Source organism: Arthrobacter sp. CDRTa11, assembly GCF_026427775.1.
In the GTDB taxonomy this organism is placed as follows: domain Bacteria; phylum Actinomycetota; class Actinomycetes; order Actinomycetales; family Micrococcaceae; genus Arthrobacter.
This window is the reverse complement of sequence record NZ_CP044532.1, coordinates 4,573,031-4,586,759: the sequence shown is the minus strand read 5'-3', so window position 1 is coordinate 4,586,759 and position 13,729 is coordinate 4,573,031. Positions and strand designations below refer to the sequence as shown.

Genomic DNA, 13,729 nt, shown 5'->3' with positions numbered 1-13,729 from the left:
GGTACCAAAAATGACAATTACAGCAGTCAAAACCCTGGATCCCGTCACCGTGGAAATCATCCGCAACGCGCTCACCAGCGCTGCGGATGACATGAACGCCACCCTGATCCGTTCCGCTTACTCACCAATCCTCTATGAGGGCGGGGACTGCGTGGTGGCCCTCCTCGACACCGAACACCGCGTGCTCGGGCAGTCCGCCGGCCTGCCGCTGTTCCTCGGCAACCTCGAAACCTGTTCGATCGCTGTGGAAGAGATGTACGGCCGCGCGGTCTGGCAGGAAGGAGACATCTGGATCCTCAATGACTCATACCTGGGCGGCACTCACCTGAACGATGTGACCCTTTTTGCTCCGATTTTCGACGACGGCGCGGTGGTCGGGTTCGCAGCCACCCGTGCGCACTGGATGGACATGGGGTCCAAAGATGTGGGCGGCTCGATGGACTCGACGGATATCTTCCAGGAGGGCTTCAGGATGGGGCCGGTCAAGCTGGTCGAAGCCGGAGTCGAGACTTCGGTTGTGGACCTGATCCGGACCAACGTGCGCTTCCCCTACCAGACCATTGGTGACATGCACGCGATGATCGCAGCGCTCCGGATGGGAACCACCCGGATGAAGGAGCTCGTGGGCAGGTACGGAATGGAGCAGCTGGATGCCGCCCGGGATGAGATCTTCCGCCAAACGGAGGAAATTGAGCGTGCGACCGTCCGCAACATCCCGGACGGGGTCTACGAAGCCGAGGGCTTCCTGGACAACGACGGCATCAATTTGGATACTCCCATTCCGATCAGGCTGCGGATCACTGTAGCCGGCGACACCGTTGACTTCGATGTCACCGGTTCGGCGGACCAGACCATGGGCCCGGTCAATTGCGGTGCCGCCCAGGCCGTCTCGGCACTGCGGGTAGGCTACAAACTTCTAGTCAGCCCGGAGTCCAACTCCAACGGCGGCTCATTCCGGCCAATGACCACCCAGGTTCGGTCCGGCTCAGTGCTCGGCGCCGTTACGCCGGCACCGTGCCAGTGGTACTTCTCCCACCTGGGGCTGCTGATCGACCTCGTCTCCAAGGCAATGGCCCCTGCCATGCCCGAACGCGTCGCCAGCGCCAGCCACGGTGACTCAATGATCATCACCGCCGCCGGTTTCGACGCCCGCTTCGGCCGGAACTTCGTCACCATGGAAGCAACCCTGGGCGGCTGGGGTGCCTGGCAGGGCACGGATGGTGAATCAGCCATGATCAACAACGTCAACGGCTCCCTCAAGGACCTGCCCATCGAGATGCTGGAGACCCGCTACCCGTTCCGGATCAACGAGTACTCCATCCGCCCCAATTCCGGAGGCCCCGGGCAGTACCGTGGCGGCAACGGCGTGGTGCGCGAATACGAATTCCTGGCTGACTGCGTGGTCGGGCTCTGGTTCGAGCGGTCGAAGACCCCCGCCTGGGGGCTCTTCGGCGGATCCGACGCCCAGGGCCCGGAAGTTGTCATCAACCCCGGCCGCTCTGATGAGGTCCGTACCCTGAAGGCGAACGCCCACAAGATCAAGGCCGGCGACGTCGTCCGCCTCGCCGTGGGAGGGGGCGGCGGTTTCGGAGAGGTTTCCAAACGCTCCCGCGATGCCATCACCTATGACATCGTCAACGGTTTCATCACCGAAGACTACGCCAAGACCCACTACGGCTACTAGGCACCGCCAGCGGATGGGCTCCCATCAAGAAAGATAAGGACGTTATGAGTTCCCAATTTGAATCCTTTGACGACGTGTACGCTCACGCCCGGGAAGCAGTCGGTGTCACGCTCTTTACCGCCTCCGTCATTGCCGATAACGGTGCCAGTATGGCCCGCGTCTACACCACCCATCCCGATGTCTATCCGGTCGGCGGGAAGAAGACCCTCGCCGGGGACACGAACCGGGTGTGGCTGGAGCAGGTGCTCATTGGACAGCAGCCGTTCCTGGGAGCGGATAAGGAAGCGGTCCGCGCGTTCTTCTTTGATTCGGCAACCATCGAGTCACTGGACTGCGGCGCCATCGTCAACGTTCCGGTCGTAAGCAACGGCCAGACCATCGGATCCATGAACTTCCTCGCACCTGAGGGCAGCTACGACCAGAGTTCGGTGGACGCAGCCGTGGACGTCGCACGGCGGTCCGTCCATCTGCTCGAAGAAGCCCTTACCACCGCCAACTAGTTCCTCAGCGGGCGGGCACCAATTGGGGGGCCCGCCCGCTGGGACAACAGGAAAGTAACGCACGTGACCACTCAGGAAAGCCTGACAATACGGAACGCCCTAATCTTCGACGGTGAATCACCTGACCTGATTGAAGGCTCGATCAGCATCCAAGATGGCCGGATCAGCGCCGCAGGGCGGGAGGTGGAAGAGACAGGCGTCGTCCTTGACGCCGGCGGCCGAACCGTGATTCCAGGACTCATCGATGCGCATTTTCATGCCTACGCCCTCAGCCTGACGTCCGCCACGAACGAGACGGGACCACTGAGCTATTCCGCACTTGCCGGGGCACGGCGCCTTGAGGCTGCACTGCTCCGCGGCTTCACTGCGGTTCGTGACGTCGCCGGGGGTGACGTGGGCCTTGCAAATGCCATCGAGGAAGGACTGTACCCTGGTCCCCGCTACTTCTTTACCGGTCCCGCGCTGAGCCAGACCGGCGGCCATGGTGACATCCGCGCCGCGAACGATGGCAGCTGCTTCCATGGCGGCCACATGTGCGAGGTAGTGGACGGCGCAGAGGACTTGCTGCGGGCGGTCCGCCACAGGTTCCGGACCGGTGCCACCGCCATCAAGCTCATGACCTCCGGAGGTGTGATCTCCCCGGTCGACCCGATCCGTGTCCCGCAGTACAGCGCCGCTGAAATCCGCGTGGTCGCAGAGGAAGCAGCACGCCGGGGCAGTTACGCCACCGCTCACGCCTACTCGCCGGAAGCCATCAGGCACTCAGTCCTTAATGGAGTTCGCTGCATCGAACACGGCAACCTTCTGGATGCTGAAACCGCCCGGCTCATGGCGGAGTACGACGTCTACCTCGTGCCCACGTTGGTCACGTACGACGCGATGGGCCGCCGCGGAGAGGAAGTCGGCCTCACCAAAGTGGGAGCGGCCAAGAACCGGGAAGTGCTGGAGGCCGGGAGGAACGCCGTGGCACTGGCCCGAGATGCAGGGGTCCGGATTGGGTTCGGAACAGACCTCATGGGTGAGCTGGAGGATGAGCAACTGGCCGGACTCCGTCTGCAGTGCGAAGTGCTTGGTGTGTACGGCGCACTCCGGTCGGCAACATCAACCAACGCCGCCTTGCTTCGGCGTGGTGACCTAGGACGCATCACGGAGGGGGCCTGCGCGGACTTGGTGATGCTGGACGGGAATCCCTTCCACGAACCCTCGATCCTCTGGGACGAGAGCAGGACACGTACCGTGATTAAGGACGGGGAGATCATCTCCACCGGTGCCCTTTGGGGCGCGGCGGACATGCCGTTAGACGTTCCGGTTGCCTAAGAAGCCGCGAAAATACCCGTAAATAGGCGCCGGTCCGTGCAGATCAAGGGGCTTTTGGCCTCCCGGAAAGAACGGTCAACACTGATGGCGCTCTGAGGCCGGATGCGGGCCTATGCGCACGGATAACTTCCTGGGGAACCGCCTCAGCCAGGAAGCGCTGCGTAGCGCATGGAACGTCGCGGCCGGCTCGTCCTGGTACGCGTCCTACGCCGTCGTCGACTCATGGCTGACAGACTTCCGCTCCGATATTGAGCAGGTCACCGTCCGCCGCACTTCGCCGTGGACCGGCTTCAGGAGGCGAATACGCTGTCGGAGAACCGCCCGGTTTTCTCCAGCGGACACAGGTCTGGTTCCCAGCCTCCGGACGTAAACTGACCTTCGCATCACGTTCCGTGAGCCCTGGACCAGGAGCCGCTTTTGCTCTGGAAACTGCTTGTTGAATACCTGCGGCCGCACCGGCAGCTGCTGGCCGCCGTCGTGGTTTTCCAGCTGGCGCAGTCCATCGCGTCCCTGTACCTGCCCACCCTGAACGCGGACATCATCGACGAGGGCGTGGCCAAGGGGGACACCGGCGTCATCCTGAACCTGGGCGGCCTGATGCTGGCCATCACGCTGCTGCAGATCGTCTGCGCCGTGGTCGCGGTGTACTTCGCAGCGAAAGCGGCGATGGGCGTGGGCCGGGACCTGCGCGGGGCTGTTTTCCAACGCGTGGGCGAGTTCTCCGAGCAGGAAGTCACCAAGTTCGGCGCACCAAGCCTCATCACAAGATCCACCAACGACGTCCAGCAGGTCCAGCAGCTGGTCCTGATGTCCGCCACCATGCTGGTCACCGCACCCATGCTCAGCATCGGCGGGGTGATCATGGCCGTGCGGCAGGACGTGCAGCTGTCCTGGCTGATCGCCGTCGCCGTGCCCGTGCTGCTGATCGGGGTGGGCCTCATCATCATCCGGATGGTGCCGCTGTTCCGGAAGATGCAGAAGCGGATCGACACCGTGAACCGGGTGCTCCGCGAACAGCTCACCGGCATCCGCGTGGTGCGGGCCTTCGTGCGCGAGGACATCGAAACGGAACGCTTCGCCCGCGCCAACGAGGACGTCACGGACACCGCCCTCCGCACCGGCCGCCTGATGGCGCTCGCATTCCCCGTGGTGATGCTGGTGCTGAACGTCTCCAGCGTGGCGGTGATCTGGTTCGGCTCCTTCCGGATCCAGGACGGCTCCATGCAGGTGGGCACCCTGATCGCGTTCCTCAGCTACCTCCTGCAGATCCTGATGTCCGTCATGATGGCCACGTTTATGGCCGTCATGATCCCGCGGGCGGCCGTCTCGGCTGACCGGATCGGCGAGGTGCTGGGCACCGAATCCAGCGTCCTGCCGCCGCTGCATCCGGTTGGCAGCGCCCCGTCCAGCGACGGGCACCGGCGGGGAGAGCTGGAAATGCTCGACGTCGGATTCGCGTACCCGGGTGCCGACCAGCCCGTCCTGTCCGGCATCAGCTTCACCGCCCGCTCCGGCCAGACGACGGCGATCATCGGCAGCACCGGCGCCGGCAAAACCACCCTGGTGAACCTCATGCCCCGGCTGTTCGACGCCACCACAGGATCGGTCAGGATCAACGGCGTTGACGTCCGCGAGCTGCACCCTGACCTGCTCTGGGGGCACATCGGCCTGGTCCCGCAGCGGCCCTACCTTTTCACCGGCACCGTGCGCAGCAACCTGCAGTACGGCAAGCCGGACGCTACTGAAGATGAGCTCTGGGAAGCGCTCCGCATCGCCCAGGCCCGGGACTTTGTGGAGGAGATGGAGGGCGGGCTGGACGCACCCATCTCGCAGGGCGGCACCAATGTCTCCGGCGGACAGCGGCAGCGGCTGGCCATCGCCCGGGCACTGGTGAAACGGCCCGAACTCTACATCTTCGACGACTCCTTCTCCTCGCTGGACACCGGCACCGACGCCCGGCTCCGGCAGGCCCTCAAGCGCAGCACCGCCGGCGCCACGCTGGTGATCATCGCCCAGCGCGTGTCCAGCATCGTGGACGCGGACCAGATTTTAGTGCTCGACGGCGGCAGGATCGTCGGGCGCGGAACGCACAGTGAGCTGCTGGAGACGTCCGAGACGTACCGCGAAATCGTCTCGTCCCAGCTGGCAGCGGAGGAGACGGTATGAGCTCCCCGCACCGGCCGCCGTCGAACGCTTCCGGAACCACCGGCGGGACGGCACCCGCCGCTAAAGGCGGGCCCGCCGTCGTCGAACGCATTCCCCGTCCGGCGGGCGGGCCGGGACGCGGCGGACCCTTCGCGGGGATGAACGTGCCCGCCGAGAAGGCGATGAACTTCGGGCCGTCGGCCAAACGGCTGCTGGGCACGCTGCGGCCGGAGCGGGGGTGGCTGCTGCTGGTGCTGGCGATGGGGGTGGCCAGTGTGGCGCTCTCGGTGATCGGGCCGCGGCTGCTGGGGGAGGGCACCAACCTGATCTTCGCCGGGGTGGTGTCCCGGGACCTGCCGGCCGGGGCGAGCAAGGCGGACGTGATTGCGCAGCTGCGGGCGTCCGGGCAGAACCAGCAGGCGGACATGCTCACCCCCATGGCGCTGACGCCTGGGCAGGGGATCGATTTCGCGGCGCTGTCCAGCGTGCTGCTGTGGGCGCTGGTGCTGTATGTGCTGGCGTCGGCGTTTATGTGGGTGCAGGCGTATGTGCTGAACGCGGTGGTGCAGCGGACGGTGTTCGGGCTGCGGGAGCGGATCGAGGCGAAGATCAACCGGCTGCCCCTGAGGTATTTCGATTCCATCCAGCGCGGCGAGCTGCTGAGCCGGGTGACAAACGACGTGGACAACATTTCGCAGAGCTTGCAGCAGTCCATCAGCCAGGCGGTCACGTCGGTGCTGACGGTAGTGGGCGTGCTGGTGATGATGTTCATCCTGTCGCCCACGCTGGCGCTGATTGCGCTGGTGACCGTTCCGCTGACGCTGGGGATTACGGCGCTGATCGCCAAGCGTTCGCAGAAGCTGTTTGTGGCGCAGTGGAAGCACACGGGGGAGCTGAACGGGCAGATCGAGGAGACGTACACCGGGCACGCGCTGGTGAAGGTGTTCGGCCGGCAGCAGGAGGTGGGCGAGCGGTTCCGGCAGAAGAACGCGGAGCTGTATGAGGCGAGCTTCGGGGCGCAGTTCATCTCCGGGCTGATCATGCCGGCCATGACGTTCATCGGGAACCTGGTGTACGTGGGGATTGCGGTGGTGGGCGGGCTGCAGGTGGCGTCCGGGGCGATGCAGCTGGGCGATGTGCAGGCGTTCATCCAGTACTCGCGGCAGTTCACCATGCCGCTGGCGCAACTGGGGTCCATGGCCAATTTGCTGCAGTCCGGGGTGGCGTCCGCCGAGCGGGTGTTCTCGCTCTTGGACGAGGACGAGGAGTTGCCGGATCCATTGCCTGGGGATTCTTCTTCCGACGGTTTTGGCCGTGGCCGGCTGGTGTTTGAGGACGTCTCCTTCTCCTACTCGCCGGACAAGCCGCTGATCTCTTCTTTGTCTTTGGTGGCGGAGCCTGGACAGACGGTGGCGATTGTGGGGCCCACCGGTGCGGGCAAGACCACGCTGGTGAACCTGATGATGCGGTTCTACGAGCTGGACGCCGGGCGGATAACGCTCGACGGCGTGGACGTCACCTCGGTGCCCCGGCGCGAGCTGCGCGCGCGGATGGGCATGGTGCTGCAGGATACGTGGCTGTTCGGCGGGACCATCCGGGACAACATTGCGTACGGCAGGCCTTCGGCTACCGAGGACGAGATTTTGGAGGCGGCGCGGGCGACGTACGTTGACCGGTTCGTGCGGTCGCTGCCTGAGGGGTATGACACTGTTTTGGACGACGAGGGCGCCAACGTGTCTGCGGGGGAGAAGCAGCTGCTGACGATTGCGCGGGCTTTTCTGGCGCGGCCTTCTGTCCTGATCCTGGATGAGGCGACGTCTTCGGTGGATACCCGGACCGAAGTGCTGGTACAGAAGGCGATGAGTGCGTTGAGGTCCGACCGGACTTCGTTTGTGATTGCCCACCGCCTGTCCACCATCCGGGACGCCGACCTCATCCTGGTGATGGAGGCCGGGCAGATCGTGGAACAGGGGACGCACGCTTCACTGCTGGCTGCGGGCGGGGCGTACGCGCGGCTGTACGAGGCGCAGTTTGCGGCGCCCGTGGCGGAGGTGTGAACTGGCATTGTTCGTGCCCCGGGCCGGCTGCAAGAACAGCCGGCCCGGACGCATCAGTCAGCGCAGGTCGAAGCGGTCCAGCTCCATGACCTTCACCCAGGCGGCCGGAGTCGTTGACTTCTCCCGGCCGTCCCCATGCACATCCAGCGAGAACCTGTTGACACTCTCCGGCGTCGATAGCATACTTGAGCGCAGAAACTAATATATCAATGGGATATTAGGTTTAAAACTTTAGGAGACATGATGGTCGACGTTCTGACCCGCACGCTCGCAGAGACGGATCCTGCTATCCACGCCGCTGTGGAGCAGGAACTGCTGCGCCAGCAGGGCACGCTGGAGATGATCGCCTCGGAAAACTTTGCGCCGACTGCCGTCATGGAGGCGCAGGGATCCGTACTGACCAACAAGTACGCCGAGGGGTACCCGGGCAAGCGCTATTACGGGGGCTGCGAACACGTTGACGTGGTGGAGCAGCTGGCCATCGACCGCCTCAAGTCCCTCTTCGGTTCCGAATTCGCCAACGTACAGCCCCACTCCGGTGCGCAGGCCAACGCAGCGGCGATGTTCGCCCTGATCCAGCCCGGTGACACCATCCTGGGCCTGAACCTGGCTCACGGTGGCCATCTGACGCACGGCATGAAGATCAATTTCTCCGGCAAGCTCTACAAGGTGGTCCCGTATGGCGTCGATGAAGACTCCATGCAGATCGACATGTCGGAAGTGGAGCGCCTGGCGGTTGAGAACAAGCCGAAGCTGATCGTCGCCGGCTGGTCCGCGTACTCCCGCCAGCTGGACTTCGCCGAATTCCGCCGCATCGCTGACCTGGTGGGCGCCTACCTGATGGTGGACATGGCCCACTTCGCCGGCCTGGTGGCTGCAGGACTGCACCCCAACCCCGTGCCTCACGCCCACATCGTTACCAGCACCACCCACAAGACCCTTGGCGGCCCGCGCGGTGGAGTGATCCTGACCAACGACGCCGGCATCGCCAAGAAGGTCAACTCCGCAGTGTTCCCCGGACAGCAGGGCGGCCCGCTGGAGCACGTCATTGCCGCGAAGGCCGTGGCGTTCAAGCTCGCTGCTGAGCCGGAGTTCCGCGACCGCCAGGAACGCACCCTGGAAGGCGCCCGCATCATCGCAGAACGTATTCTGGCTGCCGACGTCGCAGAGTCCGGTGTGACCGTGGTCAGCGGTGGTACCGACGTGCACCTGGTCCTGGTTGACCTGCGCAATTCGGAACTGGATGGCCAGCAGGGCGAAGACCGCCTGCACCGGATCGGGATCACCGTTAACCGGAACGCTGTGCCCTTCGACCCGCGTCCCCCGATGGTTTCCTCCGGGCTTCGTATCGGCACACCGGCACTGGCCACGCGTGGGTTCGGAAAAGCAGAATTCACCGAGGTGGCAGACATTATCGCAGCAGCCCTCAAGCACGATTTCAATGAAGAGACCGTGGCAGAACTTCGGCAGCGGGTTGAAATCCTCGCCGGAAAGTTCCCCTCTACCCCAATCTGGACCCGAAGAAGTCATAAGGACGGTGTGGTCCGGGCATTGAACACAACCTTGGCCTGACCTGCGACTCCGTGGGCGGGCTGGTGCAGATCCCCTGCATCGAACGCAACGCCATCGTCAGCGTCAATGCCATCAATGCCGCCCGCCTTGCCCTGCACGGCGACGGAAGCCACAAGGTATCCCTCGACAAAGAGACCAGCCTGTCCTATCGGAGCAAGAAATGTCCCTGAAACGACTCCCGTACGAACACATCGCCGTCACGGGCAGCAAGCGCGTCAAGCGCGGCATGGCTGAGATGCTCAAGGGCGGCGTCATCATGGACGTCGTCAACGTCGAGCAGGCCCGCATCGCCGAAGACGCCGGTGCCGTTGCAGTGATGGCGCTGGAACGCGTGCCGGCTGATATTCGCGCCCAGGGCGGCGTGTCCCGGATGTCGGATCCGGACATGATCGACAAGATCATCGAGGCCGTGTCCGTGCCGGTCATGGCCAAGGCCCGGATCGGCCACTTTGTTGAGGCCCAGATCCTGCAGTCCCTGGGCGTTGACTACATTGACGAGTCCGAGGTCCTGACCCCGGCGGACTATGCCAACCACATCGACAAGTGGGAATTCACTGTTCCCTTCGTCTGTGGTGCCACCAACCTTGGTGAGGCGCTGCGCCGGATCAACGAGGGCGCGGCGATGATCCGGTCCAAGGGCGAGGCAGGCACTGGTGACGTTTCCAACGCCACCACGCACATGCGCCAGATCCGTGCCGAGCTGCGCAGGCTTTCCTCGCTGCCCGAGGATGAGCTGTACGTTGCCGCGAAGGAACTGCAGGCCCCGTATGAACTGGTCAAGGAAGTAGCGCTCACGGGCAAGCTTCCGGTGGTGCTGTTCACCGCCGGCGGCATCGCCACCCCCGCGGACGCGGCGATGATGATGCAGCTCGGCGCCGACGGCGTGTTCGTCGGCTCGGGCATCTTCAAGTCCGGCAACCCGGCCCAGCGCGCCGCCGCCGTCGTCAGAGCCACTGCCTATTTTGACGACCCGGACGTCATCGCCAAGGCCTCACGCGGTCTGGGCGAAGCCATGGTGGGCATCAACGTGGACGAAATCCCGCAGCCGCACCGCCTCGCCGAGCGCGGCTGGTAAAGCAACGACATTGACCGGGCATCACATCTTAGAGAAAAGGAAAAAAGTGACACGTATTGGCATTGTGGCCGAGTTGGGTCGCGAGACGAGGGTGGCGGCGACGCCTGTCACCGTGAAGCAGCTGCTTGGGTTGGGCTACGAGGTTGTGGTCGAGAAGGGTGCGGGGGAGTCCGCGTCGTTCCGCGATGAAGCGTATGCCGAAGCGGGTGCCCTGATTGTGGGCGCCGATGAGGCGTGGGGCAGCGAGGTGGTGTTGCGGATAAATCCGCCCACTGAGGATGAGATTGCCCGTCTAGCATCGGGCGCCACGCTGATCGGGTCATTGAGCCCTGGTTTGCGGCCTGAGCTGGTGGAGGCTCTGGCTTCGCGTCCGATCACGGCGCTGGCGTTGGATGCGGTGCCGCGGATCTCGCGGGCCCAGTCGATGGATGTGCTCAGTTCGATGGCGAACATTGCCGGGTATCGTGCCGTCATCGAGGCGGCCCATGAGTTCGGCCGGTTTTTCACCGGTCAGGTGACCGCGGCGGGCAAAGTCCCGCCCGCGAAGGTCCTCGTCGCAGGCGCCGGCGTCGCCGGGTTGGCGGCGATCGGCGCCGCGTCCAGCCTGGGCGCGATTGTCCGGGCGACTGATCCGCGGCCGGAGGTCGCCGACCAGGTGAAATCCATCGGCGGTACCTACCTCAAGGTCGAGGTCGCCGAAGAGATGAAGTCCTCCGATGGATACGCGAAGGCGACGTCCGAGGCGTACAACGCCCGGGCCGCGGAAATTTACTCCGAGCAGGCAGCGGATGTGGATATCATCATCACCACGGCCCTGATCCCGGGGCGTCCGGCGCCGAAGCTCCTCACGGCTGAGGATGTGGCCGGTATGAAGGCTGGCAGTGTGATCGTGGACATGGCAGCGGGTCAGGGCGGGAACGTTGAAGGCTCCGTCGCCGGCGAACGCATCGTGACGGACAACGGGGTGGTGATCCTGGGCTACACGGATCTTCCGGCCCGTTTGCCGGCCCAGGCGTCCCAGCTGTACGGGACGAACATGGTGAACCTGCTCAAGCTCCTGACGCCGGATAAGGACGGTCAGCTTCGGATCGATTTTGATGACGTGGTGCAGCGCTCGGTGACGGTGGTGCGCGACGGTGAGAAGACCTGGCCGCCGCCACCGGTCCAGGTCTCCGCCGCCCCGGCGGCCAAGGCCCAGGCCACGGCTGCCGAAACCACCGCCCCGAAGAAGAAGCAAGGCCTCGGTACCGCCGGTAAAGCGGGCTTGTTTGCCGCCGGCATCGCGGCGTTGTTCCTGGTCAACGCGGTGGCTCCGGCGCCGCTGCCCCAGCACTTTACGGTTCTGATGCTTTCGATCGTGGTCGGCTTCTACGTCATCGGGAAAGTCCACCACGCCCTGCACACCCCGCTGATGTCCGTCACGAACGCGATCTCGGGGATCATCGTCGTCGGTGCCCTCCTGCAGGTCACCTCGGACAACATTGTCATGCAGGTCCTCGCGGCCGTCGCGGTGCTGCTGGCCAGCATTAACATTTTCGGCGGCTTCGCCGTCACCCGGCGCATGCTCGCCATGTTCTCGGCCGGGAAGGCACGTTCATGAGCGCGGCCACTGAAGCAGCAGGAATTCTATCGAGGAGCCTTACCGTGTCTGACACCGTCTCCGGTCCGTTGACCGCCGACTCCATCGCCGGCGCCGCCTACGTCGTCGCTGCCCTGCTGTTCATCCTCAGCCTCGCCGGGCTGAGCAAGCACGAGAAAGCCCGGGCCGGGGTCATCTACGGCATCACCGGCATGGTCATCGCCCTCGCCGCGACGATCTGGCTGACCGTCCAGGACGCCTGGGGCACCGGCGCCGGCCTCACCGGCCTGGGCCTGCTGGTCGCCGCGGTGGCCGTCGGCGGCGCCATCGGGCTCTGGCGCGCCCGCGTCGTCGAAATGACCGGCATGCCCGAACTGATCGCCCTGCTGCACAGCTTCGTTGGTCTCGCCGCGGTCCTGGTCGGCTGGAACGGGCACCTTGAAGCCCCTGACCTATCCCCGGACCTGACAGCGATCCACCACGCCGAGGTGTTCATCGGCGTGTTCATCGGCGCGGTGACCTTCACCGGCTCGATCGTGGCGTTCCTGAAACTCTCCGCCCGGATGAAGTCCTCACCGCTGATGCTGCCGGGCAAGAACGCGATCAACCTCGGCGCCCTCGCCGCGTTCATCGCCCTGACCGTCTGGTACGTCAACGACTCCCAGCTCTGGCTCCTCATCGTCGTCACAGCCCTTGCCCTGGCGCTGGGCTGGCACCTGGTCGCCTCCATCGGCGGCGGCGACATGCCCGTGGTCGTGTCCATGCTCAACAGCTACTCCGGCTGGGCCGCGGCCGCGGCAGGCTTCCTGCTGAATAATGACCTGCTCATCATCACCGGTGCCTTGGTTGGCTCCTCGGGCGCATACCTGTCCTACATCATGTGCAAGGCCATGAACCGGTCCTTCATCTCCGTGATCGCGGGCGGCTTCGGCATCGCCGCCCCCGCCAGCAAGGGGGACACGGACCAGGGCGAGCACCGCGAAATCACCGCCGAAGCCACCGCTGAAATGCTGACCAACGCCTCGTCCGTGGTCATCACCCCCGGCTACGGCATGGCCGTCGCGCAGGCACAGTACCCTGTCGCGGAACTCGCACACCAGCTCCGAGAGAGGGGTGTGAACGTCAGGTTCGGCATCCACCCGGTCGCCGGGCGCCTGCCAGGGCACATGAACGTTCTCCTCGCCGAAGCCAAAGTCCCCTACGACATCGTCCTGGAAATGGACGAAATCAACGAAGACCTCGGCGACACCTCCGTGGTCCTCGTCATCGGCGCTAACGACACCGTCAACCCCTCCGCCGCAGAAGACCCGGGCAGCCCCATTGCCGGGATGCCTGTCCTGCGGGTCTGGGAAGCCGAAAACGTCATCGTGTTCAAACGCTCCATGGCCGCAGGCTACGCCGGCGTCCAAAACCCCCTGTTCTTCCGCGACAACTCCCAAATGCTCTTCGGCGACGCCAAAGCCCGCGTCGAAGACATCCTCAAAGCGTTCTGACAGGAAGCACGTCATGGGCTTCCTGCAGTTCATCCGCCCGCGCTGGAGGCGTACGTACGATCACCCAACCCTCAACGGAGATGAGGACAAAACCATGCCCCAGGATCAAGCGCCGCACAACCGCATTCGCCAAGGCGCGGTTCGATCCTTTCCGTCCGCCCCGCCACAAACATGCGAGAATTCTGCAGCGCGGGAATTTCCTAGTATTGACGCCTTCGGCGCCTCACCCTGGGTTGGCCTTCACTACCGGCACGAGTTCCTGCTCCACCACCGGCACGAACTGCTGGCGTATCCGGGGGATGCATAA

At 64.6% G+C, this 13,729-nt stretch carries 10 protein-coding genes and 1 pseudogene; 10 read left to right on the top strand and 1 reads right to left on the bottom strand.

Features of this window, described 5'->3' with window-relative positions:
• Window positions 1–10: 10 nt before the first annotated feature.
• From F8G81_RS20765 to F8G81_RS20745, 5 genes are all read left to right on the top strand, one after another.
• Window positions 11–1,684, top strand: a complete 1,674-nt coding sequence (locus F8G81_RS20765) for a hydantoinase B/oxoprolinase family protein (RefSeq protein WP_267276519.1) — start codon at window positions 11–13, stop codon at window positions 1,682–1,684.
• Window positions 1,685–1,728: 44 nt separating this feature from the next.
• On the top strand, window positions 1,729–2,184 hold the full coding sequence (locus F8G81_RS20760) for a GAF domain-containing protein (protein ID WP_267276518.1): 456 nt from the start codon (window positions 1,729–1,731) through the stop codon (window positions 2,182–2,184).
• A 63-nt stretch (window positions 2,185–2,247) separates the two neighbouring features.
• Entirely contained in the window at window positions 2,248–3,501 is a 1,254-nt protein-coding gene (locus tag F8G81_RS20755) for a metal-dependent hydrolase family protein (RefSeq protein ID WP_267276517.1), read from the top strand.
• 417 nt (window positions 3,502–3,918) lie between these two features.
• A complete protein-coding gene (locus F8G81_RS20750; RefSeq protein WP_267276516.1) occupies window positions 3,919–5,667 on the top strand; it encodes an ABC transporter ATP-binding protein in 1,749 nt (582 codons plus the stop codon).
• Window positions 5,664–7,703, top strand: a complete 2,040-nt coding sequence (locus F8G81_RS20745; protein ID WP_323809215.1) for an ABC transporter ATP-binding protein — start codon at window positions 5,664–5,666, stop codon at window positions 7,701–7,703. Before F8G81_RS20750 ends, F8G81_RS20745 begins: the two co-directional genes overlap by 4 nt.
• 57 nt (window positions 7,704–7,760) lie before the next feature.
• Here the strand turns inward: F8G81_RS20745 and F8G81_RS20740 are convergent, their stop codons facing one another.
• Window positions 7,761–7,886, bottom strand: a complete 126-nt coding sequence (locus tag F8G81_RS20740; protein ID WP_267276515.1) for a hypothetical protein — start codon at window positions 7,884–7,886, stop codon at window positions 7,761–7,763.
• 60 nt (window positions 7,887–7,946) lie between these two features.
• On the opposite strand from F8G81_RS20740, the gene glyA reads away from it, so the two are divergent.
• The 5 genes and pseudogenes from glyA (at window position 7,947) to pntB (ending at window position 13,422) form a co-directional block, all read left to right on the top strand.
• Window positions 7,947–9,275, top strand: a complete 1,329-nt coding sequence (glyA, locus tag F8G81_RS20735) for a serine hydroxymethyltransferase (protein WP_267279314.1) — start codon at window positions 7,947–7,949, stop codon at window positions 9,273–9,275.
• Window positions 9,251–9,445 (top strand): annotated as a pseudogene (locus F8G81_RS20730) (L-serine ammonia-lyase, iron-sulfur-dependent, subunit alpha); the annotation flags it as partial. The gene glyA and the pseudogene F8G81_RS20730, both read left to right, overlap by 25 nt.
• Window positions 9,436–10,350, top strand: coding sequence for a pyridoxal 5'-phosphate synthase lyase subunit PdxS (pdxS, locus tag F8G81_RS20725; protein ID WP_323809214.1), 915 nt, complete (start codon window positions 9,436–9,438; stop codon window positions 10,348–10,350). The pseudogene F8G81_RS20730 and the gene pdxS, both read left to right, overlap by 10 nt.
• Window positions 10,351–10,396: 46 nt before the next feature.
• Window positions 10,397–11,950, top strand: coding sequence for a Re/Si-specific NAD(P)(+) transhydrogenase subunit alpha (locus F8G81_RS20720; RefSeq protein WP_267276514.1), 1,554 nt, complete (start codon window positions 10,397–10,399; stop codon window positions 11,948–11,950).
• Complete coding sequence (gene pntB, locus F8G81_RS20715; RefSeq protein ID WP_267276513.1) at window positions 11,947–13,422, top strand: Re/Si-specific NAD(P)(+) transhydrogenase subunit beta; 1,476 nt, start codon at window positions 11,947–11,949, stop codon at window positions 13,420–13,422. Before F8G81_RS20720 ends, pntB begins: the two co-directional genes overlap by 4 nt.
• Window positions 13,423–13,729 lie beyond the last annotated feature (307 nt).